The sequence below is a fragment of the Lutimaribacter marinistellae genome (assembly GCF_042648365.1).
GTDB classification, from domain to species: Bacteria; Pseudomonadota; Alphaproteobacteria; order Rhodobacterales; family Rhodobacteraceae; genus Lutimaribacter_A; species Lutimaribacter_A marinistellae.
Window position 1 is genome coordinate 122,755 of sequence record NZ_JBHRXI010000006.1, and the last position, 20,794, is coordinate 143,548.

A 20,794-nucleotide genomic window follows, 5' to 3' on the forward strand; every position below is an offset into this window, starting at 1 on the left:
CCGGCTAACTGAGGAGAGCTTGGTCTGCGCCGCTATTGACGTCTAGGCAGATCAACCGTGATGCGTGTACCCGGGTCGTTGTTTTTGACGGACAATTTGGCGCCCATGGATTCCGTCAGGGACAGAACGATTGAGCCGCCCACCCCTGCGCGACCTTCCTCGCCGCGTGTGTCCAGTGGACCTTTTTGGTCTGCCGTGGCGCGGGCGCGGCTTTGCTGGTCCTCCACGCTTATCGCGCCGAAAGGCCAGTTGCTGCCTTCGGGCAAGCCTGTTCCGTCATCGGAGACGACCAGCCTGACGCTGCCATCTTCACGCTGTCGAAAATCCACCGTGATACTGCCGCTCTCTCTCCCTTCGAACGCATGTTCCAGCGCATTGGTCAAAAGCTCGGACAACAGGAGGCCAAGCCGTGCAGCCTGGTCCACGGGCAGGCGGATCTCTTCCCAATTGGCGTTGACCCGCACCGCCGCACGCCCTTCGAGCGCTGAGATCACCGAAACGATGCGGCTGAGATACGCGCCGGCCCAGATCTCGTCATCCCGGCCATACCCCCTGCTTGTATCAAGGAGTTCGTCATAAAGCAGGGCAAGGCTTTCGATTCGCCGTGCAATGGCGTGAAACGAATCCGGCGTAACCTTTTGTCGGGCTTGCATCCGGATCATGCCGACAATCATGGACAGGTGGTTCTTGACCCGATGTTGCAACTCCCGCAGCAGTGGCAGCGCTTCGCCTTGCGGTACTTTTTCCTGCTCTTCGTCTTTCAGTTCGCGTTGTACACCGAAAAAGGCCGAGACATGTCCCTGATCATCGTGGATCGGGGAAATCATCAGCAGGTTGCGAAAAGGCGTCCCGTCAGCCTTGTAGTTGGTCAGCGTGACCTGAAACTCTTCTTCGTTTCTAAGGCCCTTGCGGATGTTTTCGACCTGCTCCGGTTCGCTGCGTTCACCCTGCAGGAAACGGCAGTTGCGCCCAACGGCGTATTCGCGGCTGTAGAGCGTTACGCGCTGGAACGCGTCGTTGACATATGTGATCGGATTGTCCTCGGCCTGCGCATCTGTGATCACGATAGCGACCGGCATTTTTTCTACGGCGGCCCGCAGGTTCTTCTCGGTCTTTTGATCGGGCGTCATCCGATGGCGTTCCTCTCTTGATGTGTCAGCCTACCGCCATTTTATGGCATCTCGGCACAGGGTTCCAAATGCCAACCCGCCAAACCGCAAAAGGTAGGCAGAAAAACGTAGATCACTGTACGGTTTTGCCGTTGTGGTGCCGTTCCGTTCAGTAATGCGGTGGCCGTTCGTCCCCCAGGACGACGCCTCCGGATCCCTCCTGCTGGCGATCGGCTTCACGTTCAATGAGCATCCGCACCCGCCGTGTCAGCACGTCGATTTCGTTTTGCTGGCGCGCGACTATGTCACTCAATTCGTCGATCGCCCGCGTCAAGTGGGCAATCCGCTCTTCCAGATGCTGCATGACATGTTTCCTGTTGACCGGGTTCGGCGCAACGTCACGCTTGCCACGCAATGACGCCGTTGTCGACACTTCGCCCAAAGGGAGGACTGAAATGACCGTCATCATCGACCACGCCGAGGGCGTCACGACCATCACAATCAATCGCCCCGAACTGCGCAATGCGGTTGATCCCGCGACCGCTGAGCGCCTTTATGATGCGTTTATTGCCTTCGAGGCCGATCCGGAACAGCGCGTCGCCATTCTGACGGGAGTTGCGGGTGCGTTTTGTGCCGGGTTCGACCTCAAGGCAGCCGGGGCGGGCGACTCGGACCAATGGATACATGACATTGATATTCCGGATGACTGGAGCGATCCGGTCAACGAACCGATACCCGGCCCGATGGGGCCGTCGCGACTGATGCTGTCCAAACCCGTGATTGCTGCGATCGAGGGTCACGCCGTCGCCGGTGGCATGGAGCTGGCGGCGTGGTGCGACATGCGCATCATGGCCGAGGGGGCCGTTACCGGCGTTTTTTGTCGCCGCTGGGGCGTTCCACTGATCGACGGCGGCACTATTCGGTTCCCCCGCATCCTTGGTCAGGGTCGGGCCAATGACCTGATCCTCACCGGTCGTCCGGTCGAAGCCGAAGAAGCGCTGGGGCTGGGGTTTGCCAACCGCGTCTGCCCGAAGGGTCAGGCGCTGGCCGTCGCGCAGGACATCGCCCGCGACCTGACGCGGTTTCCGCAGGAATGCATGCTGGCAGATCACCTTTCGGCGCGGATCACCCCTGCCGGTCTTGCCGATGCATTGCGCCGCGAGTGGCGCTCGGCCCGGACCTTTGCCGCCGAGGGTAAGGCCGGTGCAGCCCGCTTTGCCGCCGGTAAGGGCCGAGGCGGCGATTTCTCGGATATCTAGGCGGCCTGCAGCCAGTTCACCGCGCAACCGATCCGATCCAGAAATGTCATCAGGTCGGTTCGCGGCATGGCAATCGTTCGATCGTTGACCAGCGGGTGCATGTAGATCACGTCGCACTGCTGCGCAGCGGCGTCCAGGTAGAACTGCACCCCCTGCCCAACCCCGGTGATCATCGCCAGCGGACTGACCGCGCCGGGCCGGATCCCGAGATTCTGCATCAACCGATCGGGAGAACCAAAGGACAGGTTCCCTGCGCCCAACGTGGATGCCAGCGCCTTGAGATCGACGTCGCGCGATTGTTCCACGGTAACAAGGTAATTGCGCTTTTTCTTGTCGCGCAGGTAAAGGTTCTTGAGGCGCAACGCGTTCTCGCCGTCGACCATGAACGCATCTTCGACCGCCTTGGCATCGTCGACGGTGCGTAGCGGAACATGGCTGTGCAGCCGATAGGTCAGACCCCAGCTGTCGAAACGGGCAAGCAATGCGTCAGAAGTAATCGGCAGGCTGTCCTGGTGGGCAGATGAAGCGTCCATGATCCCCTCGGTCTAGATGGCCCCTCCCTGCCCGGTCAGCCGCTCGAGTGCAAGGCCCGTAGGGTTGACTCCGCAGGGCATCCCGCGTAACGAGCCATCAATCTTCCGGAGGCGTAACACCTTCCGGTCCCGTGAGCCGTTCAGGGATCGCCCCCCACCAGCGCGTTGCGCCCGTGGGGGCAAAGCCATTTGGCTACATCTCATCCGGCTTGGGGGTTTGAGAAGTCACCCGTTCGTCCTTAGTTTGAGGGCGCCACAGCAACCGGCGAAGGAGCCAAGAGGGCCATGTTTGAAAATCTGTCCGAACGCCTCTCTGGCGTCTTTGATCGCCTGACCAAGCAGGGCGCGCTGTCCGAGGATGACGTCAAGACTGCCCTGCGCGAGGTACGCGTTGCCCTGCTCGAGGCCGACGTGTCGCTGCCGGTCGCCCGGGATTTCGTCAAGAAGGTGCAGGAACAGGCCACCGGACAGGCCGTGACCCGCTCGGTCACGCCGGGCCAGCAGGTCGTCAAGATCGTGCATGACGCGCTGGTCGATGTCCTGCGCGGCGAGGAGGAACCGGGCAAGCTCAAGATCGACAACCCGCCCGCGCCCATCCTGATGGTCGGCCTTCAGGGCGGTGGCAAAACGACCACCACCGGCAAGATCGCCAAGCGCTTGAAGGAACGCGAGGGCAAGAAGGTGCTTCTGGCCTCGCTCGACATCTACCGCCCGGCTGCGATGGACCAATTGGCCGTGCTAGGCACGCAGATCGGCGTCGACACGCTTCCCATCGTGCCGGGTCAGAAACCTGTCGACATCGCCCGCCGCGCCAAGCAGCAGGCAGCTCTGGGCGGTTATGACGTCTACATGCTCGATACTGCGGGCCGCTTGCAGATCGACGAAGTTCTGATGAAGGAAGTCGAAGACGTCCGCGACGTGGTCACCCCGCGCGAAACGCTTTTGGTTGTCGACGGTCTGACCGGTCAGGTCGCCGTCGAAGTGGCCGAGGAATTCGACGCCAAGATCGGCATTTCGGGTGTCGTCCTGACCCGAATGGATGGCGACGGGCGCGGTGGTGCCGCGCTGTCCATGCGCGCCGTGACCGGCAAGCCCATCCGCTTTGTCGGTCTGGGCGAAAAGATGGACGCGCTTGAAACGTTCGAGCCGGACCGGATCGCCGGTCGGATCCTCGGCATGGGCGACATTGTGGCCCTGGTCGAGAAGGCGCAGGAGACCATCGAGGCCGAGCAGGCCGAGAAGATGATGAAGCGCATGATGAAGGGTCATTTCAACATGAATGACCTGAAGATGCAGCTTGAACAAATGATCCAGATGGGCGGCATGCAAGGCATGATGCAGATGATGCCGGGCATGGGGAAAATGGCCAAGCAGGTCGAGGATGCCGGCATGGACGACACCGTCATCCGCCGGCAGATCGCCCTGATCCAGTCAATGACCAAGCGCGAGCGCGCCAATCCCCAGCTGCTTCAGGCCAGCCGCAAGAAGCGGATCGCCGCCGGTGCCGGGATGGAGGTCAGCGACCTCAACAAGCTTCTCAAGATGCACCGCCAGATGGCGGACATGATGAAGAAGATGGGCAAGATGGGCAAAGGCAAGATGCTGAAACAGGCCATGTCGGGCATGTTCGGCAAGGGCGGCCCCTCGCCCGAGGAGATGGCACAGGGCATGGACCCCAAGGCGCTGGAAGCGGCGGCCAAGGCGATGGGGCGCGGCAAGGGTGGCTTGCCGGGTATGGGTGGCGGCATGGCCCTCCCCCCCGGTCTGAGCGGGTTCGGCAAGAAGAAATGAAATGACCGAAGCGCCCATCATATCGACAGAGCGGCTGCGCCTGCGGCCCCATGTCCTGAGCGACATGGATGCGTTCCGGGAGTTCTTTCGGAGCGATCGGGCGCGCTATGTCGACGGGCCTTCGGATGAGACGCATCTGTGGTACGGCTTCGCTTCCGAAGTCGGCAGTTGGTCGCTATGCAATTGGGGTGGATGGGCGATCGAGACGCCCGACGGCGCGCTTGTCGGGCAGGTTGCGATCACCAAGCCGCCGCATTTCGCTGAAGTTGAACTGGGCTGGATCCTGTTCGACGGCTTCGAGGGCCGGGGCTATGCCGAAGAGGCCGCACGCGCCGCGCTGGACTGGGCATTCGAAGTGCGCGGCCTGCCCACGCTGGTCAGCTACATCCACCGTGACAATGCACGCTCCGTCGCGCTGGCGAAACGGCTCGGTGCGTATCACGATGCGGCGGCATCCGCACATGACCCGGACGATGTCGTCTATCGCCACCCGCATCCGAACGAGGTGCAGGGCGGGGTGGAGGCTTATGCATGAGCGCTATCACCCTTGATATACCGGTGATCGAAACCGAGCGTCTGATCCTTCGTGCACCAAGCGAGGCGGATTTCGCTGCCGAAGCCGCGTTCTTCGAAACGGATGCATCGCGCTTTGTCGGCGGCCCAAGACGCCCCGACCAGACATGGCGCTCCCTCGCGGGCATGATCGGTCATTGGGTGATCCGCGGCTACGGGTTCTGGAGCGTGGATTCGAAGGAAACCGGTGCTTATCTTGGTCATGTCGGCCTGTGGAACCCTTATGGCTGGCCCGAGCCGGAAATCGGCTGGACGCTGATGACAAACGCGACCGGTCAGGGATACGCGACAGAAGCCGGCCGCGCGGCGCGCGCTCATGCCTACGAGGTCTTGGGTTGGCCGACAGCGATCTCGCTCATTGATCCGGCCAACGATGCCAGCAAGGCGGTTGCTGCTCGGCTCGGCGCCGCGTTCGAGAGCAACTACGACCATCCGGAATTCGGCCGGATGGAAATCTGGCGGCACCGTGCCCCTGCCTCGGAGGGCATGGCATGAGCGGAGTCAACATCCCGGTAATCGAGACACGGCGGCTGGTCCTGCGAGGGCCGGAGCCGGAGGATTACCCGAATTTCAAGGCGACTTTCACCAGCTACCGCGCCCGGTTCATGGGTGGACCTCTCAATACCTACGAGGCATGGATGCTCTATGCTGCCGAAATCGGCCATTGGGAGATCCGCGGCTATGGCATGTGGATGATCCATGACAAGGAAACGGATGCGACGCTTGGCATGGCCGGGGGCTGGAAGCCCGCAGGCTGGCCCGAGGCCGAGATTGCGTGGGTGATCTGGCCCGATGCAGCTGGCAAAGGCTACGCTCTGGAGGCTACGCATGCGGCACGCGCCTGGTTCTACCGCGAGCGCGGGTGGGAAACGGCCGTCAGCTATATTGACCCCAAGAACCTCGACTCGATCCGCCTTGCCGAACGCCTTGGTGCCAAGAAGGACCACGACGCGCCAACCATCGACGGAAATGACGCGGTCTATCGCCACCCGTCGCCTTCGCAGCTGGACGGTACGCAACTGGCGCACGGAATCGACATGGAGATCGCGCATTATGCCGACCCGCTCTTCAAACCGAAAGGATGGGCCCTTGACTGAGACCGCTTCCGATTCCGTTGCCCGCGCTGCCGAGCTGTTGAAGGGCCATCGCGAAAGCATCGACAGGCTCGACGCGATCCTGGTCTATACGCTGGGCGAGCGGTTCAAGCACACCCAATCCGTGGGCAAACTCAAGGCCCAGCACGACCTTCCCCCGTCCGACCCTGCGCGCGAAGCCGCGCAGATCGCACGGCTCGAAGACCTGGCGGTTCAGGCCGATCTGGACCCTGAATTCGCCAAGAAGTTCCTGAACTTCATCATCGCTGAAGTCATTCAGCACCATAAGCAACACCAAGCATAGGGCGGGGAATTCCCCGTCACCCCGCCATTAAAGGAGAACATAAAATGGCAATGAAAATCCGCCTGGCCCGTGGTGGCTCGAAAAAGCGCCCCTTTTACCGCATCGTGGCGGCCGACTCGCGCATGCCGCGCGATGGCCGCTTCATCGAGAAGCTGGGCACCTACAACCCGCTCCTGCCCAAGGACAGCGAAGATCGCGTGAAGATGGACATGGAGCGCATCCAGTACTGGCTGGACCAGGGCGCACAGCCCACCGACCGGATCGCGCGCATGCTTGAAGCTGCAGGCACCCGCGACAAGGCCGAGCGCAACAACCCCAAGAAAGGCGCACCCGGCAAGAAAGCCCAGGAGCGGGCCGAAGAGAAAGCCGCCAAGGCAGCAGAAGCGGCCGAAGCCGACGCAGCACCTGCCGAAGAGTGATGTTTCAAACGTCGGGGCGGTGCGATTGCGCCGCTTCGACGTACCTTCGGGGCCAAGCGTTCTGGCCGAGGCGCATTTTTGCAGCAATGCGGCGCCGCTGGGGCCGGACGTTACTTCCGCTATCTTCGCCATGGCCTGCCATGCGCGCATCGGGATTGCGACGAGATGACGGACGATACCAACAAGGATTTGATCTGCGTCGGCGCCGTTGCCGGCTCCTTCGGTGTTCGGGGAGAGGTGCGACTAAAAAGTTTCTGCGCCGAGCCGGAAGATATTGCCCTTTACTCCCCATTGACGGACGAAAACGGCGGACGACGTATCCCCATCGTCATCACCCGTGCAGTCAAGAACGGTTTCGCGGCGCGCCTCGGCGGGATCGAGACCAAGGAAGAGGCCGATGCCGCCAGGGGTCTTCGCCTGTTTGCACGGCGCGATCAACTTCCTGCCCTGCCCGATGACGAGTTCTACCATGCCGATCTCATTGGCCTTGAGGTGTATGACACCGGGGGTGGCTTGCTTGGACGGGTTCGGTCGGTTCTCAATCACGGTGCGTCCGACCTGCTCGAGATTCACGGTCCGGGGCTGAAATCGACAGTTCTGTTGCCCTTCACGGTTGAAGCCGTACCGACAGTCGATCTGTATCGGGGGCGCATTATCGCGGATCCGCCCGAGGGGCTGTTCTGACGGAACGCGGAGAGGTCCGCTATTCTCGGCGTTGGTCGCCGTTGAGCCACAGTTGGCGTGTTCCCGATTGTCTGACGTCGCCATTCGGCGTTTGCATGGCTACAGCTTTGGCTTAAGACGCGGCCATGTCTGACGATAAACAACCCTCTGCCCCGCGATCCCATGCACGCAAGGCAATCCGCCAAGTGCTGAAGCCGCGCGAACTGATCACCTCGACGCCTGACCTGCATGGAGCCTGGAAAGCCAAGATCATCACCCTCTTCCCTGGTGCCTTTCCCGGCGTTCTAGGCGAAAGCCTTACGGGTCGCGCCTTGCAGGAGGGTTTGTGGCAGTTAGAGACCGTTGATCTGCGGCAATACGGAATCGGAAAACACCGCAATGTCGACGATACGCCAGCAGGCGGCGGCGCTGGCATGGTGCTGCGCGCCGACGTGCTGGGGGCGGCCATCGACTACGCGATGCGAGATGCTCGCGGCAATTGGCCTCTCGTCTATCTCAGCCCGCGTGGCAAACCGATGGACCAGGCCATGATGCGCCGCTTTGCGCGTTGCGACGGGGTCACGCTGCTTTGCGGACGGTTCGAAGGCGTCGATCAGCGCGTGCTTGATCACTACGGTGTCGAAGAGGTGTCACTGGGCGATTTCGTGATGACAGGCGGCGAGATCGCGGCGCAGGCCCTGATCGACGCAACCGTGCGGTTGATCCCCGGTGTTTTGGGCAACGAAGCGTCGGCGGAGGAAGAGAGCTTCTCCTCCGGTCTTCTGGAACATCCCCAGTATACCCGCCCTGCGGAATGGCAGGGGCGCACGATTCCCGAGGTTCTGATGTCGGGTCATCACGGGCGCGTTGCCCAATGGCGTCAGGACATGGCCGAAGAGATCACACGCGAACGCCGCCCCGATCTCTGGGAGGCTTACAAGGACCGAGACACCTAGCGTTTAGCGGCGAGAGATCTGCCCCGCTTTCCAGCGCAGCCAGATTTCCGGGGAATCGTGGAACACGTTCAGATCTACCTTGCCGTTGATCCCAGGCACAAGGCCGGTGCCGGAATACTGCCAGAAGGTCCAGAACGCACCGGGATAAACCTGGCGCGGATGGCCAGCCACCGAACGCAGCCAGAACTCTGTCCCGCGCAAGCGCCCGATCCCCGTTTCGCGATAGAAATCGATTGTGGTGTAGACGATGGGCCTCCGGCCGTAATGGGCCTCGAGCATGTCGAGAAATATCTCGGCCTCGGCGCGCACCTTTGTGCCCTCGGGGCGCAGGCGGCACGTGGGCGAGAACGGGTTCCATTCCATGTCGAGCACATGTGGCAGGTCCGCGCCGCGAGGTACGTTGCGAATGAACCATCGCGCCTGCTCGGCTGCGGGCCGGCAGAAATAGTAGAAGTGGTATGCCCCCCATGGAACGCCTGCCGCGCGCGCGCCACGACGGTACGTGTCGAACTTGGGGTCGACGATGTCGCCCCCCTCTGTCGCCTTGATGAAAGCAAAACTGACACCGGCATTGCGAGCCCGCGGCCAGTCGATGTCGCCTTGCCAGCGCGAGATGTCGATCCCATGGATCGGATAGGAACTCGGCCCGCGCCCCGTCCAGGAATGCGGGTCCGCATCGCCGAACTTCGGATAAGTTACGAGAGAGGAGATCGCATCGGATGTCGCGGCCGAGGCGCGCGGTGCCGAACTTTCAGGTGCAGGGTCGCGACGACCACAGGCGGACGCCAGAAGACACAGAACGATCAGCAGAACCAGGCGCAAGGGCGATCTCCTTTTGCGGAACTTGTGCAGATGTGACAGAAACGACAGGGCAGTGGAAAGACCCTACCCCGCTATTGCGACAGCCGTGCGCGGTCTACCGCCGTTCAAAAGGGCTTGATCCCAGGCACGAAAGCCCTTATGCCGCGCGGGTCTGGATCCGCTTGCGCGGCTCCGGGCCTTTGTAGGTTGTGCCAACCAATGTGCATCCGTTTTCTTCGACGGCGCGAATGGTAGGTCGACTACTCGGACAAGGAACAGCCGATCCGATCTCTGGCGGGCTGCGCGTGCAGGACCCGGTGAAGACCAAGAGCTCTCGGTCAGCATCACCTTCGTGGGGCAACCACGAGCATAAGGAGAATTGCGATGGACCTGATCGCACAGCTTGAGGCGGAACAGATTGCCGCCCTGGGGAAAGATATCCCCGATTTCAAGGCAGGCGACACCGTGCGTGTCGGCTATAAAGTGACCGAAGGGTCGCGCACCCGTGTGCAGAACTACGAAGGCGTCTGCATCAGCCGCAAGAACGGCGAAGGCATTGCCGGATCGTTCACCGTGCGCAAAATCTCGTTCGGTGAGGGCGTGGAGCGTGTGTTCCCCCTCTACTCGACCAATATCGACAGCATCACGGTTGTGCGCCGCGGTAAGGTTCGCCGCGCGAAGCTGTACTACCTGCGCTCGCGCCGCGGCAAGTCGGCTCGGATCGCAGAGGTCACCAATTACAAGCCCAAGTCGGGCGCCGAGGCGTAAGGACCGGATTCATGAAAAAAGACATCCATCCCGATTACCACATCATCGACGTCAAGCTGACCGATGGCACCGTGGTTCAGATGAAATCGACCTGGGGCAGCGAAGGCGACAGCCTCGCGCTGGAAATCGACCCCTCCTCGCACCCGGCATGGACCGGTGGCTCCTCGCGCCTGATGGACGCCGGCGGCCGCGTGTCGAAGTTCAAGAAGAAATACGAGGGTCTGGGCTTCTGAGCCTGACCGCTACGAAAAGATTCTGCGCCGCCCCTTCGGGCGGCGCTTTGCGTTTCGGGAATCTTATTGTCCCCAGCCCTGCCCGGCTTGGCTTGTCAGGCCGCCCGCCTGTTTCCACGCGGCAAGCCCTCCGCGGTACCAGAGCACGTTGCGGTACCCAAGGTTGATCGCCCGCAAAGCGGCATTGTAAGACATCCAGCATTCGATCGAGGCACAGTAGAAGATCAAAGGCACCTCCTGATTGCCTTGGGTGGCTTGCTGAAGGAATTGCCCGAAGGCCTGTTGCGTCTGATCCTGGAAATGCCCGGGCGAAGACGCCTGGACCGCTGGAATCGCGCCTGGCAGGGTCTCTCCGCCGCCAAGCACATCGAAAAGAAGGTACGGCGTTTGCCGCGACTGGACCAATTCAACAAGTCCCTTGGTCGTCAAGAGTTGCCCTCCCGGTATCGACGCCGGGGTTTGCCCATGCATCTGACCTGCGTGAAGTTGCTGGACGGGCTGAACGCCAAAGTCTTGACGTTCGTAGTGCGCCAATTGATCGAGCGGATTTCCACCCTGCTGGCCCATCTGGCCCTGACCATAGCCCTGCTGGCCCATCTGACCCTGGCCGTAGCCTTGCTGACCCATCTGACCTTGGCCGTAGCCCTGCTGGCCCATCTGGCCCTGGCCGTAACCCTGCTGGCCCATCTGACCATGGCCGTAGCCCTGCTGGCCTATCTGACCCTGGCCGTAGCCCTGCTGGCCCATCTGGCCCTGGCCAAAGCCCTGCTGGCCCATCTGACCCATGCCGTAGCCTTGCTGGCCCATCTGACCCTGGCCATAGCCCTGCTGGCCCATCTGGCCCTGGCCATAGCCTTGCTGAGCCATCTGACCCTGGCCGTAGCCTTGTTGGCCCATCTGGCCCTGGCCATAGCCTTGCTGGCCGAACTGACCCTGCTGAACGGGTTGGTTGAAGCTGTTCTGAGTCCAGCCCGGCGCAGCACCCAATATTATGATGGCGGTCCACGCGAAGATCCGTTTCACGGCATGTCCTCCTATTGCGTCACGTCCAGACGCTGGCCAAGCATGTTCAAATCAGCCGGATTGAAATTGTCATCATCGGTCAGGATGAATGTCCCGTCATTCATCTGCCACGCATTGCGGTATCCGCTGTCAAGCTCGATCGTGCCGCCGGTGGTGGGGTCATTGTAGGTCTCGTACCCGCCATAGTACTCGCTGGCCTCACGGTCCCCGCGCGCTCGGATGTTCAAGCGATTCTGATACCCTTGGTGAATGATGTCGCTGATTTCGCTATTCGTGCGCGACACGATGCGGCTGCGATCCATGGCGCCCTTCGCATTTTGACGGTCGATGACACGGTGATGCTGCGCGATCCGGCGAGACCACTCGGGATCGGGCGTAATCGAGCGGCGGATCAGTTCAACCGTACGCAGGTCAAGCTGTCCGTCAGGCGCGACAGCGCCAAAGCCGGGCAAAGACGATCCTCCGGCCACCCGGATGCCGGGCATCCCGTAAGAACCCTGCATTTCGGAAACCCAGCTCATCATCGCGACCGCGATCGAGGCCCGCATCTCCCGTCCTTTGTCCTGAAATGCGATCAGGACTTCGCCGGCATCCACCGTCGTGGTCATGCTCATGCCGTAGCCATAATCGGTGCGGCCGCCTCTCAGGTTGGCTTCCTGCACGAGGTCAGGGCGCGCGCGATAGTCGATGATCCGCGCCTGCGGCAGGACAGCTTCGGTGATCCATTGCAGAAGGCCACGCGCATCGCGGATGCTTTTCTGCGGGCAGCCACGCCCGTCGGCCTGCTCCACCCACCGAACCATCGGCAGAAGGAACACTCCCTGCGTTTCATCCGGCGATCCGGCTTGCCACTCGTAATTATAGCCATAAGGGTTGCAGCTGTCCTGAGGCGTCCAGATAACGCCGCCTTTCGTCGACCACCCCGCCGGGATCATGATCCGCGCCGCCGGTACAGGCTGCCCGAAGCCCTGTGCATCGACGACCGCCGCAAGTTGAGTTCGCAAACCGGGAACCTGACCTAGCTGCTGCGCAATCCCGGGCATGACCAGCATCGCCGAGATGGCAACCGCAAAGCCCCCTGCCCGCATGACACGTTCAAATATGTCCATTGCGCCGCCTGAAATTTTCGAAATCCAATAGAGGAAGGATACCCTGAAACGCCGATTCCAGCTAGCGGCCAGTGTACAGGCGGCACAGTCCAAGACGGTTGTCCCCTTAATGGGGGCTTTGCATTGCATTACCCCCAAGATGTGGTACGGGAAGAAGGCATTAGCCGCATCAAGACGGCCGCAGGGGAACGGACATGGCGCATATCATCGTCGTGGGAAACGAAAAGGGCGGAGCGGGGAAATCCACCGTTTCGATGCATGTCGCAACGGCACTGGCCAGGCTGGGACACAAGGTCAGCACGCTGGACCTAGACCTGCGTCAACGCAGCCTTGGACGGTATTTCGACAATCGCGTTGCGTTTCTCAAGAAATCCGACCTGTCGCTTCCCACTCCAAGGCATCACAACTTGCCCGAGATCGACCCTGCCTCCCTTGGCCCGGGCGAAAACATCTACGATCATCGGCTTTCGGCAGCCGTGGCCGAGCTTGAGGCCGACAGCGATTTCATCCTCATCGATTGTCCCGGTTCGCACACCCGGCTTAGCCAAGTGGCCCATTCGCTGGCCGATACACTGGTCACGCCCCTGAACGACAGTTTCGTTGATTTCGACCTGTTGGCACGGATCGACTCGGGCGGCGAAAAGATACTTGGCCCGTCAATCTATTCCGAAATGGTCTGGAACGCGCGACAACTGCGCGCGCAAGCCGGGCTGAAACCCATCGATTGGATCGTCGTGCGCAACCGCGTCGGTACGCAGCGCATGGTTAACAAGGAAAAGATGGAACGGGCGATCAACATGCTGTCCAAGCGCATCGGCTTTCGCATCGCGCCCGGCTTTTCGGAACGTGTCATCTTTCGCGAACTGTTTCCGCGCGGGCTTACACTCCTCGACCTCAAGGATATCGGCGTGCGCCAATTGAACATCTCGAACATCGCGGCGCGTCAGGAATTGCGCGACATGATGAAGGAACTCAAGCTTCCGGGCGTCGAGGTCCGGTTCTGACCGGGTCATGCCGATGACCGGGAATATTGGCGCGCGTCGGCTTATCCTGCTTGCGGCACTTGCCGTGGTGGAATTGCTTGCGATCATAATCGTCTACCAGGTCATCGCGTCTATAGAGTGTCGCCTCACGGAAATGGAACTGGCCTGCCGCGCATTGCGCTCGATGACGGCGCGCGGGCTTGCAATCATCACTGCGCTGGCCCTGTTTTTCTGGCTCAGGCCCGCATCCTTTCGGCGGCTGGCGGGGCTGGTCACGGTGCAGCCGGGCGCGTCAACCTGGTGGGCAGTTCACATCGCCGGGTTGATACTGATCTTCCTGCCTCTTCCACTTTTTGGGGTGGAGGCGATCAACCTGCGATTTCTTCCCAGCCTCGCGATGATGGGAACGGGCGCAATGATTGGAGCTGTGGGGGCTTTCCTTGCAACCGGACGTGAAGGCGCATGGCTTGAGTGGCTGCGGGGCGATGGGTTCCTGTTGCCACTTGTCCTGACCGGCGCGCTGCTGGTTCCCGATCTCGCCGATAGTCTCAGACCCCTTTGGTATCTTCAGGCATTGACAGACCTGACCTTTGCCTTGGTCTATCTGGTCCTGCTTTCGACCGGCGCGGACGTCTGGGCCAACCCCGACATGCATCTGATCGGCATGGACGGATTCAACGTGCAGGTCGGCAGCCCGTGCTCTGGAGTCGAGGGGATCGCCCTCATCTCGATCTTCATGGCGCTTTATGCCTTGCTGATGCGCGGCGAAATCCGGCAGGCCCGGTATTGGCTGGTCCTTTATCCTTTGGCGCTGCTGACAAGTTGGACGCTGAACGTCCTGCGGATCTCGCTTTTGATCATGATCGGCGCTTGGGTCTCGCCGGATCACGCGCTCAACGGCTTTCATTCCTACGCCGGCTGGTTGCTTTTCACCTTGCTGGCGATCGGTGTGCTGGCAGTGGCGCATCGCTGGCGCTGGCTTCACCGGCAAGACGTATCGCCGACCGAAGAGCCCCCCCTTTCACGCGACCCAATTGTCGCACAGATTGCCCCTTTCATCGTGATGATGATCTCGGGCCTTGTCGCACAAGCCTTCTGGCCGGATCCCGAAAGCGGTTATCCTCTGCGGGTCGCGATGATGGTCGGCGTGTTGATCTGGTGTTTGCCTGCCCTGCGACAGATCCCTTGGCGAATGGACGGCATCGCCCTTGTCGCCGGCACCGCGGTAGGTGTCGGCTGGCTTGTGACAGCCCAACCTGATATGTCGGTGACCGAACGCGGACCGGGGTGGATCATGGTGCGCGTCTTCGCGACCGTCGCCTTGATCCCCCTGATCGAAGAGCTGTTTTTCCGCGGATACCTGTTGACCCGTTTGGACCGCGACGGATGGGGCTGGCGTGCCGTCGCGCTTTGTGTATCAAGCTTGGCCTTCGCACTGTTGCACGACCGGTTTGCCGCAGCACTGGTTTCAGGGCTCGTGTTTGGTCTTTTGATGTTGCGCACGCGACATCTGGCAAGCCCGATTCAGGCACATGTTGTCGCAAACGGAATAATCGCCGCGTGGGCCGCGGCGACAATGCAATGGTCACTTATCTGAAAAGGTGGGTTAGCCGCGCCGACGGCGGCGGCGAATCTCCCAGATCAGCAACGAGGCGGCCAGAATCGCAGCCAAGGCCAAAAGTCCGGAGGATGCATCGATTTCCGGCACCTGCGAGTAGCTTCCACCAGTATTTCCGCCGGTATTGCCATCGTTAATGTTGGCAAACCAGTCGCGCCAGCGATCCCAGAAAGAAGACGACTGCGCTGATGCAGCGCCTGTGCTCGCAACGATTGCGGCAGCGGACAGAATTGCATTCTTGATAACGGACATCTCAATCTTCCCCAAAGGAACCTAGACAATCATACCACAGACGCGCCTGCATGCAATGAAACCGCGATTTTGAGCAACGCAATACCCTTAAAACTGGCGCAACGTCATGGATTGTTCACAAATCAGAAACACAAACAGGGATGCTGACGCTTGTAACGCAGAGCGCATGCCTCGAATCATTCGTGATCTTTGTTCGCCAACCTGCGCAGCATCATACGCAACAAGATGGCTTCGCCCTTGGTGAACATGGCGGCCAATTGCGAATCGTAGCTTTGCGCGACGTCGCGCAGTTCGCGATACACGGACTGCCCCTGCTGAGTGAGTTGCAGTTTTTCCGACCGGCGGTCATTGTCGTCGCGCGTACGGACGAGAAAGCGCCTCTCGGCCAGTTTCGCGACTGCCCGGCTGACCTTGGTCTTGTGGATGCGCGCACGGTCTCCAATCTCCTTGGCGGTCAACTCGCCGTAGATCCCAAGGTGGAACAGCACACGCCATTCCGTGCGCAGCATGCCATAGCGGCCCTTGTACACGTTTTGAAAGCGCAACGAGCTTTCCTCGGCCGCTTGGTTCAAGAGGAACGGCAGGAAATCCCGCAGGTCGAATTCATCTTTTTCGGCAGATTCAGGCTTTGGCATGGTTGTTAGTTACAAAATCAACTATTATTCCGCAAGCAGCAAACGGAGGAACGCGCAATGAACCGTCCGACAGATCCCCATACGCTGACGCAGGCCGCAACGCCCGTGGGCACCACCGAAGGTTACATGCCCGGTTTCGGCAATGATTTCGAGACCGAGGCGCTGCCCGGTGCACTGCCACAGGGAATGAACAGCCCGCAGAAATGCAACTATGGGCTTTATGGTGAACAGCTTTCAGGTACTGCATTTACCGCCGAACGTCCCGAGCGGACATGGTGCTATCGGATCCGGCCATCGGTGAAGCACTCGCATCGCTATAACCGTATCGACCTGCCCTATTGGAAATCGGCCCCCCATGTTGTCGAAGACGTGACATCGTTGGGCCAGTACCGCTGGGATCCGGTCCCGCACACCGAGGACAAGCTAACCTGGCTGACCGGCATGCGCACTATGACAACCGCTGGTGACGTGAACACGCAGGTCGGCATGGCCAGCCACATCTACCTTGTGACCGAGTCGATGCGTGACGACTATTTCTTTTCAGCCGACAGCGAGCTGCTGGTCGTGCCCCAAGAGGGCCGTCTGCGTTTTGCGACCGAGCTGGGGATCATCGACCTTGAACCCAAGGAAATCGCTATCATCCCCCGCGGCCTTGTCTACCGCGTAGAGGTACTGGACGGCCCGGCAAGAGGCTTCGTCTGCGAAAACTATGGTCAAAAGTTCGAACTACCCGGCCGCGGGCCCATTGGCGCGAACTGCATGGCGAACCCGCGCGATTTCAAATCGCCTGTGGCCGCTTTTGAAGATCGCGAGGTGCCCTCGACCGTGACGGTCAAATGGTGTGGCCAGTTCCACACGACCAAGATCGGCCACAGCCCGCTCGACGTCGTCGCGTGGCATGGCAACTACGCACCCGTGAAATACGACCTGCGCACCTACTGCCCTGTCGGCGCCATCCTGTTCGACCACCCCGACCCGTCGATCTTTACAGTGTTGACCGCGCCCTCGGGCGTGCCGGGTACGGCGAACATCGACTTCGTGCTGTTCCGCGAACGCTGGATGGTGATGGAGGATACGTTCCGCCCGCCGTGGTATCACAAGAACATCATGTCCGAACTGATGGGCAACATCTATGGGCAATACGACGCCAAACCGCAGGGTTTTGTGCCGGGTGGCATGAGCTTGCACAACATGATGTTGCCGCACGGTCCGGACAAGGAAGCCTTCGAAAAGGCGTCCAATGCCAATCTTGGCCCCGACAAGCTGGATCGGACGATGTCCTTTATGTTCGAAACCCGTTTCCCGCAGCACCTGACGGAGTTTGCAGGAAAGGAGGCTCCGATGCAGGACGACTATATCGATTGCTGGGAAAGCCTCGAGAAAAAGTTCGACGGGACACCGGGAAAGAAGTGACCGCGTGATGGCTTGGGAAACCTGGATCACCTACTTGGCAACCGTCCTGCTGCTGATGAGCACGCCCGGACCCAGCCAACTGTTGATGCTGTCCAACTCGGCAGCCAATGGGCTGGAACGGGGTCTGTTTACGGCGGCGGGCGACCTGACGGCAAACTTGTTGCAGATGCTCGCAGCCGGGCTTGGTCTTGCCGCGATCCTTGCCGCATCTGCGACCGCTCTGAGCGCGATCAAGTGGATGGGCGTGGCATATCTGGTGTTTCTCGGCCTGCGCACGATCCTGCGGGCCGAGGCAAAGAGTGCCGGCATGGCCCTCAAATCATCCCGCAGAACCTTGTGGATGCAGGGCTTCCTGACATCGGCCGCAAATCCCAAAGCTGTCGTGTTCTTCGCTGCGCTTTTCCCACAGTTCATTGACCCGGCCCTGCCCTTCTGGCCGCAACTAGCCCTCCTGTCAGTGACTTACCTCGTGATCGACGGGATGTTCCTGACAGCCTACGGCGCAAGCGCAAGCTGGCTGGCGGCACGGCTTCAGGGGCACGCCAAACTCTGGCTTGACCGGATCGGTGGCGGCTTCATGATCGCAGCAGCCGCGCTGTTGGGTCTCAAGTCGCTGGAAAGCTGAACGAAAAATCATGGTGGACATATCTTCACCGCACCGCCAAAGGAAACGCGAATGCCTTTAATGAAATCCTGGGTGACGTCGGCGAACGACGCCGCGCACCCCTTCCCCCTCAACAATCTGCCCTATGGCGTATTCTCGACCGAAGGCACCGACCCGCGGTGTGGCGTCGCCATCGGCGACATGATTCTGGATGTAACCGCGGCAGAGGCCGAAGGGTTGATTACCCTGTCGGACACGCCACTTTTCGATGTACCTTTCTGGAACGAACTGATGGAAGAAGGCCCTGCCGTTTGGGCCGCGCTGCGCGAAAGGCTGCTCGCCCTGCTTGCCGAAGGGGCCGAGGAACAGGCCAAGGTCGAGCCCCTTCTGGTGCCGATGGACGAGGCAGAGATGCACATGCCCTTTGCCGTCAGCGAGTACACCGATTTCTACGCTGGCCGTCACCATGCGACGAATGTCGGCACCATGTTTCGCGGAGCCGAAAACGCGCTGCCGCCGAACTGGCTGCATATCCCGATCGGCTATAATGGCCGCGCGTCGTCTGTGGTGGTGTCAGGAACCGAGATCCGGCGTCCGTGGGGCCAGCTCAAATCGCCGGACCACGACCAGCCCGCCTTCATGCCCTGCCGCCGGTTCGATATTGAACTGGAAATGGGAGCCATCGTTGGCACGCCGTCGGATGGCCCGATCACCGTGCAAGAGGCCGACGATCATATTTTCGGCTACGTCTTGCTGAACGACTGGTCCGCGCGTGACATTCAGGCGTGGGAGTACCAGCCGCTGGGCCCCTTCCAGGCGAAGGCGACGGCGACGTCGATCAGCCCCTGGATCGTCACCAAAGCCGCGCTGGAGCCGTTCCGCACCGACACCCCGGCGCGCGAATTCGAGCTTCTCGACCACCTCAAGGATTGCGGGCCTATGCTCTATGACATCGACCTTGAGGTTACGATTGCACCGGAGGGCAAACCGGCCACGACGATTGCCCGCACGAATTACGACGAGATGTACTATTCCGCCGCGCAGCAACTGGCCCATCACACAAGCGCCGGCTGCCCGATGAATACCGGTGACCTACTCGGCTCAGGCACGATCTCGGGCGCAGAGAAGTCCCAGCGCGGGTCGCTTCTCGAACTGAGCTGGGGCGGCAAGGAACCGATCACGCTGGACAGCGGTGAAACCCGCAGCTTCATCGAGGACGGCGATACACTCTCGCTCAAGGGCGCGGCAAAGGGCGATGGCTACACGATCGGTTTCGGCGATTGCGTCGGCACCGTACTGCCTGCGCTGAAAGACCCGTTCGCGCGGTAAATCACGATGTTCGGTCTCGATCATATCCAGCTTGCGATGCCTGCGGGCGGCGAGGATGCCGCACGCGCGTTCTGGTGCGCCGGGCTGGGATTGGTCGAGATCGAGAAACCCGCGCCGCTGCGCGGGCGTGGTGGACTATGGCTCGCGCTTGACGGCGCCGAGCTGCATCTGGGGGTGGAAGAACGTTTCGCCCCTGCCCGCAAGGCCCATCCGGGCTTCGCGGTGACCGATATCGACATCGTCGCGGAGAGGGTTGAGGCCACCGGCCAGACCCCACGCTGGGACGAGACAATCGAAAACAGACGCCGGTTCTTTGCCGAAGATCCCTTCGGCAACCGGCTGGAATTCCTTGAAAAGGACTGAAGCATGGCCAAGGCTTTCGCGTCGCAAGGCGACATGACCGAAAAGAAAATCACCTTTACCGAGGTCGGCGAAGGGCTTTACGCCTTCACCGCCGAGGGCGACCCCAACTCGGGCGTAATCATTGGCGATGACAGCGTGATGATCGTCGAGGCGCAGGCCACCCCGCGCCTCGCAAACAAGGTGATCGAATGTGTTCGGAGTGTCACCGACAAGCCGATCAGCCACGTGGTTCTGACCCATTATCATGCTGTGCGCGTGCTTGGCGCCAGCGCCTTTAACGCGCAGCAGGTCATCATGTCCGGCGCAGCCCGCGGGATGGTCGCGGAGCGCGGTCAGGAAGACTGGGACAGCGAGTTCCAGCGCTTTCCCCGTCTGTTCGAAGGGCATGAGAGCATCCCGGGCCTGACTTGGCCCACCACGACGTTCGACGGCAAGATGAGCGTCTATCTCGGCAATCGCCGCGTCGACATCATGCAGCTTGGCCGCGCGCACACCGCAGGCGACGCGGTGATTCATGTGCCCGATCAGAACGTGATGTTCACCGGCGACATCGTCGAGTATCACTCGGCCTGCTATTGTGGCGACGGGCACTTTGCCGATTGGGGCAACACGCTCGACAACATCAAGGCCTTCAACGTCGACGCAATCGCACCGGGCCGCGGGGATGCGCTGGTGGGCGAAGAAATGGTGAATGCCGCCATCGAGAACACCCGGGATTTCGTCGAAAGCACGTATCGCCCCGCCGCCAAGGTCGCAGCTCGTGGCGGCTCTCTGAAAGAGGCGTGGGATGCGGTGCGCGAGGAGTGCGACCCGAAGTTCGCGGATTACGCAATCTACGAGCACTGCCTGCCCTTTAACGTTGCCCGCGCCTATGACGAAGCCCAAGGCATCGAGACACCCCGGATCTGGACCGCTCAGCGCGATCTGGAGATGTGGGAGGCCCTGCAGGGCTGATCTAACCG

Annotated in this window: 26 protein-coding genes; 18 read left to right on the forward strand and 8 right to left on the reverse strand. The window is 61.0% G+C overall.

Annotation, left to right across the window (positions count from 1 at the left end; translation table 11 throughout):
• Window positions 1-32: 32 nt before the first annotated feature.
• Entirely contained in the window at window positions 33-1,130 is a 1,098-nt protein-coding gene (locus ACFORG_RS07870; protein WP_386734864.1) for a PAS domain-containing protein, read from the reverse strand.
• A 148-nt stretch (window positions 1,131-1,278) separates the two neighbouring features.
• Complete coding sequence (locus ACFORG_RS07875; protein WP_386734865.1) at window positions 1,279-1,473, reverse strand: SlyX family protein; 195 nt, start codon at window positions 1,471-1,473, stop codon at window positions 1,279-1,281.
• 91 nt (window positions 1,474-1,564) lie between these two features.
• On the opposite strand from ACFORG_RS07875, the gene ACFORG_RS07880 reads away from it, so the two are divergent.
• Window positions 1,565-2,368 (forward strand): crotonase/enoyl-CoA hydratase family protein, encoded by an 804-nt coding sequence (locus ACFORG_RS07880; protein ID WP_386734866.1) that lies wholly within the window; start codon window positions 1,565-1,567, stop codon window positions 2,366-2,368.
• Here ACFORG_RS07880 and ACFORG_RS07885 read toward each other — a convergent pair.
• Window positions 2,365-2,901: a prolyl-tRNA synthetase associated domain-containing protein gene (locus ACFORG_RS07885; RefSeq protein WP_386734867.1), complete on the reverse strand. Its 537-nt coding sequence runs from the start codon at window positions 2,899-2,901 to the stop codon at window positions 2,365-2,367. The genes ACFORG_RS07880 and ACFORG_RS07885 overlap by 4 nt on opposite strands.
• 285 nt (window positions 2,902-3,186) lie before the next feature.
• Here ACFORG_RS07885 and ffh point away from each other — a divergent pair, with 285 nt between their 5' ends.
• From ffh to trmD, 8 genes are all read left to right on the forward strand, one after another.
• Entirely contained in the window at window positions 3,187-4,692 is a 1,506-nt protein-coding gene (gene ffh / locus ACFORG_RS07890; protein ID WP_386734868.1) for a signal recognition particle protein, read from the forward strand.
• Between the two features lies 1 nt (window position 4,693).
• Window positions 4,694-5,227, forward strand: coding sequence for a GNAT family N-acetyltransferase (locus tag ACFORG_RS07895; protein WP_386734869.1), 534 nt, complete (start codon window positions 4,694-4,696; stop codon window positions 5,225-5,227).
• A complete protein-coding gene (locus ACFORG_RS07900) occupies window positions 5,224-5,760 on the forward strand; it encodes a GNAT family N-acetyltransferase (protein ID WP_386734870.1) in 537 nt (178 codons plus the stop codon). The genes ACFORG_RS07895 and ACFORG_RS07900 overlap by 4 nt, the downstream gene beginning before the upstream one ends.
• A complete protein-coding gene (locus ACFORG_RS07905; protein ID WP_386734871.1) occupies window positions 5,757-6,362 on the forward strand; it encodes a GNAT family N-acetyltransferase in 606 nt (201 codons plus the stop codon). The genes ACFORG_RS07900 and ACFORG_RS07905 overlap by 4 nt, the downstream gene beginning before the upstream one ends.
• Window positions 6,319-6,663, forward strand: a complete 345-nt coding sequence (locus ACFORG_RS07910; protein ID WP_386734872.1) for a chorismate mutase — start codon at window positions 6,319-6,321, stop codon at window positions 6,661-6,663. Before ACFORG_RS07905 ends, ACFORG_RS07910 begins: the two co-directional genes overlap by 44 nt.
• Before the next feature lie 44 nt (window positions 6,664-6,707).
• Window positions 6,708-7,082 (forward strand): 30S ribosomal protein S16, encoded by a 375-nt coding sequence (gene rpsP / locus ACFORG_RS07915; RefSeq protein WP_386734873.1) that lies wholly within the window; start codon window positions 6,708-6,710, stop codon window positions 7,080-7,082.
• 165 nt (window positions 7,083-7,247) lie between these two features.
• The gene (gene rimM / locus ACFORG_RS07920; protein ID WP_386734874.1) at window positions 7,248-7,766 is read left to right on the forward strand and encodes a ribosome maturation factor RimM; all 519 of its coding nucleotides are present in this window, start codon (window positions 7,248-7,250) and stop codon (window positions 7,764-7,766) included.
• Between the two features lie 125 nt (window positions 7,767-7,891).
• Window positions 7,892-8,701 carry a tRNA (guanosine(37)-N1)-methyltransferase TrmD gene (gene trmD, locus ACFORG_RS07925; RefSeq protein WP_386734875.1) on the forward strand — a complete coding sequence of 270 codons (810 nt, stop codon included), beginning with the start codon at window positions 7,892-7,894 and terminating at the stop codon, window positions 8,699-8,701.
• Between the two features lie 3 nt (window positions 8,702-8,704).
• Here the strand turns inward: trmD and ACFORG_RS07930 are convergent, their stop codons facing one another.
• Window positions 8,705-9,523, reverse strand: a complete 819-nt coding sequence (locus ACFORG_RS07930; protein WP_386734876.1) for a glycoside hydrolase family 25 protein — start codon at window positions 9,521-9,523, stop codon at window positions 8,705-8,707.
• Window positions 9,524-9,886: 363 nt separating this feature from the next.
• On the opposite strand from ACFORG_RS07930, the gene rplS reads away from it, so the two are divergent.
• Both rplS and rpmE read left to right on the forward strand, forming a co-directional pair.
• The gene (rplS, locus tag ACFORG_RS07935) at window positions 9,887-10,270 is read left to right on the forward strand and encodes a 50S ribosomal protein L19 (protein ID WP_386734877.1); all 384 of its coding nucleotides are present in this window, start codon (window positions 9,887-9,889) and stop codon (window positions 10,268-10,270) included.
• An 11-nt stretch (window positions 10,271-10,281) separates the two neighbouring features.
• Window positions 10,282-10,503, forward strand: coding sequence for a 50S ribosomal protein L31 (gene rpmE / locus ACFORG_RS07940; protein ID WP_386734878.1), 222 nt, complete (start codon window positions 10,282-10,284; stop codon window positions 10,501-10,503).
• A 63-nt stretch (window positions 10,504-10,566) separates the two neighbouring features.
• Here rpmE and ACFORG_RS07945 read toward each other — a convergent pair whose 3' ends face one another.
• Both ACFORG_RS07945 and ACFORG_RS07950 read right to left on the reverse strand, forming a co-directional pair.
• Window positions 10,567-11,526: a rhodanese-like domain-containing protein gene (locus ACFORG_RS07945; RefSeq protein ID WP_386734879.1), complete on the reverse strand. Its 960-nt coding sequence runs from the start codon at window positions 11,524-11,526 to the stop codon at window positions 10,567-10,569.
• 11 nt (window positions 11,527-11,537) lie between these two features.
• A complete protein-coding gene (locus ACFORG_RS07950) occupies window positions 11,538-12,635 on the reverse strand; it encodes a hypothetical protein (RefSeq protein WP_386734880.1) in 1,098 nt (365 codons plus the stop codon).
• A gap of 194 nt (window positions 12,636-12,829) precedes the next feature.
• On the opposite strand from ACFORG_RS07950, the gene ACFORG_RS07955 reads away from it, so the two are divergent.
• Both ACFORG_RS07955 and xrtE read left to right on the forward strand, forming a co-directional pair.
• Entirely contained in the window at window positions 12,830-13,639 is an 810-nt protein-coding gene (locus tag ACFORG_RS07955; protein WP_386734881.1) for a division plane positioning ATPase MipZ, read from the forward strand.
• 13 nt (window positions 13,640-13,652) lie between these two features.
• Window positions 13,653-15,215: an exosortase E/protease, VPEID-CTERM system gene (gene xrtE, locus ACFORG_RS07960; RefSeq protein WP_386734882.1), complete on the forward strand. Its 1,563-nt coding sequence runs from the start codon at window positions 13,653-13,655 to the stop codon at window positions 15,213-15,215.
• A 9-nt stretch (window positions 15,216-15,224) separates the two neighbouring features.
• On the opposite strand, the gene ACFORG_RS07965 is transcribed toward xrtE, so the two are convergent.
• Both ACFORG_RS07965 and ACFORG_RS07970 read right to left on the reverse strand, forming a co-directional pair.
• Window positions 15,225-15,488: a VPEID-CTERM sorting domain-containing protein gene (locus ACFORG_RS07965; RefSeq protein WP_386734884.1), complete on the reverse strand. Its 264-nt coding sequence runs from the start codon at window positions 15,486-15,488 to the stop codon at window positions 15,225-15,227.
• Between the two features lie 176 nt (window positions 15,489-15,664).
• A complete protein-coding gene (locus ACFORG_RS07970) occupies window positions 15,665-16,123 on the reverse strand; it encodes a MarR family winged helix-turn-helix transcriptional regulator (RefSeq protein ID WP_386734885.1) in 459 nt (152 codons plus the stop codon).
• 57 nt (window positions 16,124-16,180) lie between these two features.
• On the opposite strand from ACFORG_RS07970, the gene hmgA reads away from it, so the two are divergent.
• From hmgA to ACFORG_RS07995, 5 genes are read left to right on the forward strand one after another with little or no spacing between them, the layout of a single operon-like run.
• Entirely contained in the window at window positions 16,181-17,536 is a 1,356-nt protein-coding gene (hmgA, locus tag ACFORG_RS07975; protein WP_386734887.1) for a homogentisate 1,2-dioxygenase, read from the forward strand.
• A gap of 7 nt (window positions 17,537-17,543) precedes the next feature.
• Window positions 17,544-18,161 carry a LysE family translocator gene (locus ACFORG_RS07980; protein WP_386734888.1) on the forward strand — a complete coding sequence of 206 codons (618 nt, stop codon included), beginning with the start codon at window positions 17,544-17,546 and terminating at the stop codon, window positions 18,159-18,161.
• 51 nt (window positions 18,162-18,212) lie between these two features.
• Entirely contained in the window at window positions 18,213-19,469 is a 1,257-nt protein-coding gene (gene fahA / locus ACFORG_RS07985; RefSeq protein WP_386734889.1) for a fumarylacetoacetase, read from the forward strand.
• Between the two features lie 6 nt (window positions 19,470-19,475).
• On the forward strand, window positions 19,476-19,832 hold the full coding sequence (locus tag ACFORG_RS07990; protein ID WP_386734890.1) for a VOC family protein: 357 nt from the start codon (window positions 19,476-19,478) through the stop codon (window positions 19,830-19,832).
• A 3-nt stretch (window positions 19,833-19,835) separates the two neighbouring features.
• Complete coding sequence (locus ACFORG_RS07995; protein WP_386734891.1) at window positions 19,836-20,786, forward strand: MBL fold metallo-hydrolase; 951 nt, start codon at window positions 19,836-19,838, stop codon at window positions 20,784-20,786.
• Window positions 20,787-20,794 lie beyond the last annotated feature (8 nt).

Coding starts and splice junctions, on each gene's coding strand:
- ACFORG_RS07870 (WP_386734864.1), bottom strand. CDS start 1,130: ATGACGCCCGATCAAAAGACCGAGAAGAACCTGCGGGCCGCCGTAGAA.
- ACFORG_RS07875 (WP_386734865.1), bottom strand. CDS start 1,473: ATGCAGCATCTGGAAGAGCGGATTGCCCACTTGACGCGGGCGATCGAC.
- ACFORG_RS07880 (WP_386734866.1), top strand. CDS start 1,565: ATGACCGTCATCATCGACCACGCCGAGGGCGTCACGACCATCACAATC.
- ACFORG_RS07885 (WP_386734867.1), bottom strand. CDS start 2,901: ATGGACGCTTCATCTGCCCACCAGGACAGCCTGCCGATTACTTCTGAC.
- ffh (WP_386734868.1), top strand. CDS start 3,187: ATGTTTGAAAATCTGTCCGAACGCCTCTCTGGCGTCTTTGATCGCCTG.
- ACFORG_RS07895 (WP_386734869.1), top strand. CDS start 4,694: ATGACCGAAGCGCCCATCATATCGACAGAGCGGCTGCGCCTGCGGCCC.
- ACFORG_RS07900 (WP_386734870.1), top strand. CDS start 5,224: ATGAGCGCTATCACCCTTGATATACCGGTGATCGAAACCGAGCGTCTG.
- ACFORG_RS07905 (WP_386734871.1), top strand. CDS start 5,757: ATGAGCGGAGTCAACATCCCGGTAATCGAGACACGGCGGCTGGTCCTG.
- ACFORG_RS07910 (WP_386734872.1), top strand. CDS start 6,319: ATGCCGACCCGCTCTTCAAACCGAAAGGATGGGCCCTTGACTGAGACC.
- rpsP (WP_386734873.1), top strand. CDS start 6,708: ATGGCAATGAAAATCCGCCTGGCCCGTGGTGGCTCGAAAAAGCGCCCC.
- rimM (WP_386734874.1), top strand. CDS start 7,248: ATGACGGACGATACCAACAAGGATTTGATCTGCGTCGGCGCCGTTGCC.
- trmD (WP_386734875.1), top strand. CDS start 7,892: ATGTCTGACGATAAACAACCCTCTGCCCCGCGATCCCATGCACGCAAG.
- rplS (WP_386734877.1), top strand. CDS start 9,887: ATGGACCTGATCGCACAGCTTGAGGCGGAACAGATTGCCGCCCTGGGG.
- rpmE (WP_386734878.1), top strand. CDS start 10,282: ATGAAAAAAGACATCCATCCCGATTACCACATCATCGACGTCAAGCTG.
- ACFORG_RS07950 (WP_386734880.1), bottom strand. CDS start 12,635: ATGGACATATTTGAACGTGTCATGCGGGCAGGGGGCTTTGCGGTTGCC.
- ACFORG_RS07955 (WP_386734881.1), top strand. CDS start 12,830: ATGGCGCATATCATCGTCGTGGGAAACGAAAAGGGCGGAGCGGGGAAA.
- xrtE (WP_386734882.1), top strand. CDS start 13,653: ATGACCGGGAATATTGGCGCGCGTCGGCTTATCCTGCTTGCGGCACTT.
- ACFORG_RS07965 (WP_386734884.1), bottom strand. CDS start 15,488: ATGTCCGTTATCAAGAATGCAATTCTGTCCGCTGCCGCAATCGTTGCG.
- ACFORG_RS07970 (WP_386734885.1), bottom strand. CDS start 16,123: ATGCCAAAGCCTGAATCTGCCGAAAAAGATGAATTCGACCTGCGGGAT.
- hmgA (WP_386734887.1), top strand. CDS start 16,181: ATGAACCGTCCGACAGATCCCCATACGCTGACGCAGGCCGCAACGCCC.
- ACFORG_RS07980 (WP_386734888.1), top strand. CDS start 17,544: ATGGCTTGGGAAACCTGGATCACCTACTTGGCAACCGTCCTGCTGCTG.
- fahA (WP_386734889.1), top strand. CDS start 18,213: ATGCCTTTAATGAAATCCTGGGTGACGTCGGCGAACGACGCCGCGCAC.
- ACFORG_RS07990 (WP_386734890.1), top strand. CDS start 19,476: ATGTTCGGTCTCGATCATATCCAGCTTGCGATGCCTGCGGGCGGCGAG.
- ACFORG_RS07995 (WP_386734891.1), top strand. CDS start 19,836: ATGGCCAAGGCTTTCGCGTCGCAAGGCGACATGACCGAAAAGAAAATC.